The organism is Candidatus Magnetominusculus xianensis (genome assembly GCA_001541255.1).
GTDB classification, from domain to species: domain Bacteria; phylum Nitrospirota; class Thermodesulfovibrionia; order Thermodesulfovibrionales; family Magnetobacteriaceae; genus Magnetominusculus; species Magnetominusculus xianensis.
In genome coordinates this window covers 1-3,022 of record LNQR01000106.1, presented here as the reverse complement: position 1 = coordinate 3,022, position 3,022 = coordinate 1, and the positions used below count along the sequence as shown (strand labels likewise).

Sequence of the window (3,022 nt, the reverse complement as noted above, 5' to 3'; positions counted from 1 at the left end):
AACATCGACGCTTTGAATTCTTATAATACCGCTCTCCCTCTTTACAAGCAGATTGGCGCTATTTTAGGGCAGGCTAACTGCATTAGGAGTTTGGGGCTTTGTTTTATAAGAGATAACTCGACAGACGCGGGGATAGCGGGGATAAAAGCGGGGATAAGTGAAGTATTCAGGGCGATAAAACTCTATGAACAAATACGTGATAATTACTCAATTGGAGCTGCTTATAAACAGCTTGGCCATGAGCTTGAGGGAAAGGCGGGCTTTCAGGAGGAAGCTCTGGAATATAAAAAGAAAGGGCAGGAGATTTTAGATAGTATTGAACGGGCATTGCCGTAGCCTTGGGGTGTGCAGGTTAGCCATTCATCGAAAAATGCCGGTTACTTGAATCTTGAATATTACTCGAATATATCCCTGACATTGACGTGAAGCCCTTTCACCCTTTTTTCAATCTCTTTTTCGGTTTTAGGGATATATGCCAATGACGGATGGATTTCTCAAGCTCTACTGCATCAGAGTCATAAGACGCCTTTTTGTCTTAATATCTTATTATATTCTTCGCTGTCCATTGGACACTCAAGCAGTCGTTTCACCTGATTCAGAGAATCAAGTCTCAGTTGTATTTTCATAGCGCCAAGCAGATTGTCAGTATAGGTTTTATGTCCAGTGCTGCGGGATGTGAAAGCATAGGCGCCTGTCCGCTTACCGTCAACTTCATGATAAAAGTATTTGTGGTCTCCTCCCTCTTGAACAAACCCCTTTTTCTGAAGAGATGTCTCAATCTGTTTCCGCTCTATCGGCACCGTTATTTTGTCTCAACAAAAAGGGTTCCGTATATTTTCTTCAACCTTATGGCATCACCGGTAACTTTATCCAATGGCAGTTTCCTGTAATAGTGATAAAAATGGATAATGTGTTTGCACATATCGTCAATAGCCTCATTTTCCGAACTGCCAGTGCCAACTACTACAAGGGTCTCACTCTCAGCAAAAAAAACTTCCTCTTCCATATAAATATGCACTTTTATCGGCTTAGAAAGCTGTCGTTTCTCTGCCCTGTCAGTGATTGACCATATCGGGGCGAAAAGTCTCTTGCCTCCGAATTCAGGAATATGCTCTTGGGCCGTCCCTGCTGGGAAAGTACATGACGAAGTAAAGGCTGGAACTGTTTCTCTCGTTATGTTACGAACTTGGTGATAGGAATATGTTGCAAAAGTCATAAAGTATCTCCTCTCAAGAATGCCCGATAATCGTCAGTAATTAAGTCTTCAAAGAGTTGCCGTAAAAAACTATGGCTCTCTTCCAAGTATTTGCCAACACTCTGAATGATTAGGTCCCTTTCCTTAACACAATCTAAATCAAGAAGAATGGCTTCTCCCCCTTGATTGACAGACAGCATTGTTTCAACCCTTACAGTTATAGAACCGCCATCAGTCTTTGAAATAAACCCCAAACTTATATTTTCGTACTGTGATGGTATTGAGGCTGGTGTTTGAATAGTCATTTTAAGGAATTTATTGAAAGGCACTACGCCATCCTCTCTGGTGAAGGGGATGATGTTTACATATCTAAAGCCCGTTCTTGTCAATTTGTCTATTTTCGGATACGCAAGTCTGAACCCTCTTAATATTTTTAGAAACATTTTTTTGAATTCAGCAAATCCCTGATATTTTCTGCAATAAAAGGAGAATCTGTTCATCGCTAACATTAAACCTGAAGACTTATCTCTTCTTTCAAAGATGTATGGCTCAAGAACAACAACGCCTCCTGTTTTTGTTTGAGGTACCAACACCTGTGAATATTCACTTCGCACCGATTCATAAAAAATGTCGCGTTTACACTCGATCACCGGTTCTTCTGGAAATTGTATCTCAAATATTACCTCGACAAGCGATGAATTCGGATAAGGCTCAGATGTCACCTTCTTAGGCAACCGACCTCCTCATTCTTTGATAAGATTTAGCTCTTGGTCATTGATTATATCAAAAATTCCTTATAAATAGGCAGATTATTTTTTGGAGATCATGCAGCGGCTTGGTCACAGCAATATTTCTACGACAATGGGATACCTAAGACTGTTAGGGTTTACACGAGCCTGACTTTCTCTATTCTTTCCCCAGATTTAAAATAAAAAATGGAAAAGGGGTTGACAATAACCGTCTAACCCCTTGTTTTTATTGGAATGCCGGGGGCCGGACTCGAACCGGCACGAGCGCGAAACCCGAGGGATTTTAAGTCCAACGATACATAAAAATCTATATCTTGTAGAACCGCATAAACACAGGCTAAATCCTTTATCCACAAGGGTTTAGCCTTTTTCTTTATGTTGGCGGGAGTTGGGTAGAATTGGGCTGAATTTGTATGTCACGGGCACAATTTAGGCACAGTGAAAACCTAAAGCAACTCGATAAATTCAGCAACCGTAAGATTTGAATGTCGAATAATTGCCCTCAATGTACCTCTGTCTAACGTGTCATGGTTAGGAACGATAACCTGAGCGTAGGGATTATCCCTGCATAAGACAATATGACTGCCCCTTTGCCTGACCTCGTGGAATCCAATTTTCTCAAGAGCCTTGACGCATTGGCGACCAGAGATGCACGGCAGTTTCATACTTGCAGGACTTCGAGGGTGTCTTCTGGCACAGTAGATTTTCTTTCTATCAATACTTCAATGTAAAGTTCTATCGCTTCTTTAACGTTTGCTATAACCTCTTCTTTACTTTTCCCTTGAGTGATACAGCCCGGCAATGACGGACATTCGGCTATCCAATAGCCGTCCTCTCCAGGATATATGATTACCTGCCTCATGTCTCATTATATCAATAGTAAATCGTCCTTGACAACCTCCGGCGCCTCGATTATATGTCTGAAAATATTTTTTCCTATATATACAGGTGATATATGTGATAATGTGGTACAACCCCTCTACTCATGGGGTCGTGAATCAGGTGGAGCCCATGCTCTTCTGACATTGCAGATACGCCCCCTCATCCTGTGCCATCACAATAACGGGACGGTTGTCGT

At 41.7% G+C, this 3,022-nt stretch carries 5 protein-coding genes and 1 pseudogene; 1 reads left to right on the top strand and 5 read right to left on the bottom strand.

The window, feature by feature from the left end; translation table 11 throughout:
* Positions 1-336 (top strand): annotated as a pseudogene (locus ASN18_RS17635) (hypothetical protein); the annotation flags it as partial.
* Between the two features lie 179 nt (positions 337-515).
* On the opposite strand, the gene ASN18_RS13820 reads toward ASN18_RS17635, so the two are convergent.
* The 5 genes from ASN18_RS13820 to ASN18_RS13800 all read right to left on the bottom strand — a co-directional run bounded on the left by ASN18_RS13820 (position 516) and on the right by ASN18_RS13800 (position 2,806).
* Positions 516-800 (bottom strand): hypothetical protein, encoded by a 285-nt coding sequence (locus ASN18_RS13820; protein WP_085053373.1) that lies wholly within the window; start codon positions 798-800, stop codon positions 516-518.
* Positions 801-802: 2 nt separating this feature from the next.
* Positions 803-1,216: a hypothetical protein gene (locus tag ASN18_RS13815; protein WP_085053372.1), complete on the bottom strand. Its 414-nt coding sequence runs from the start codon at positions 1,214-1,216 to the stop codon at positions 803-805.
* Positions 1,213-1,929, bottom strand: coding sequence for a TIGR04255 family protein (locus ASN18_RS13810; protein WP_085053371.1), 717 nt, complete (start codon positions 1,927-1,929; stop codon positions 1,213-1,215). The genes ASN18_RS13815 and ASN18_RS13810 overlap by 4 nt, the downstream gene beginning before the upstream one ends.
* Before the next feature lie 461 nt (positions 1,930-2,390).
* A complete protein-coding gene (locus tag ASN18_RS18000) occupies positions 2,391-2,609 on the bottom strand; it encodes a type II toxin-antitoxin system HicA family toxin (protein WP_085053370.1) in 219 nt (72 codons plus the stop codon).
* Complete coding sequence (locus ASN18_RS13800; protein WP_085053369.1) at positions 2,606-2,806, bottom strand: type II toxin-antitoxin system HicB family antitoxin; 201 nt, start codon at positions 2,804-2,806, stop codon at positions 2,606-2,608. The genes ASN18_RS18000 and ASN18_RS13800 overlap by 4 nt, the downstream gene beginning before the upstream one ends.
* Positions 2,807-3,022 lie beyond the last annotated feature (216 nt).

Bases quoted from the DNA above. Each gene is read 5' to 3' on its own strand.
- ASN18_RS13815 (WP_085053372.1), bottom strand. From the start codon at position 1,216: ATGACTTTTGCAACATATTCCTATCACCAAGTTCGTAACATAACGAGA.
- ASN18_RS18000 (WP_085053370.1), bottom strand. From the start codon at position 2,609: ATGAAACTGCCGTGCATCTCTGGTCGCCAATGCGTCAAGGCTCTTGAG.
- ASN18_RS13800 (WP_085053369.1), bottom strand. From the start codon at position 2,806: ATGAGGCAGGTAATCATATATCCTGGAGAGGACGGCTATTGGATAGCC.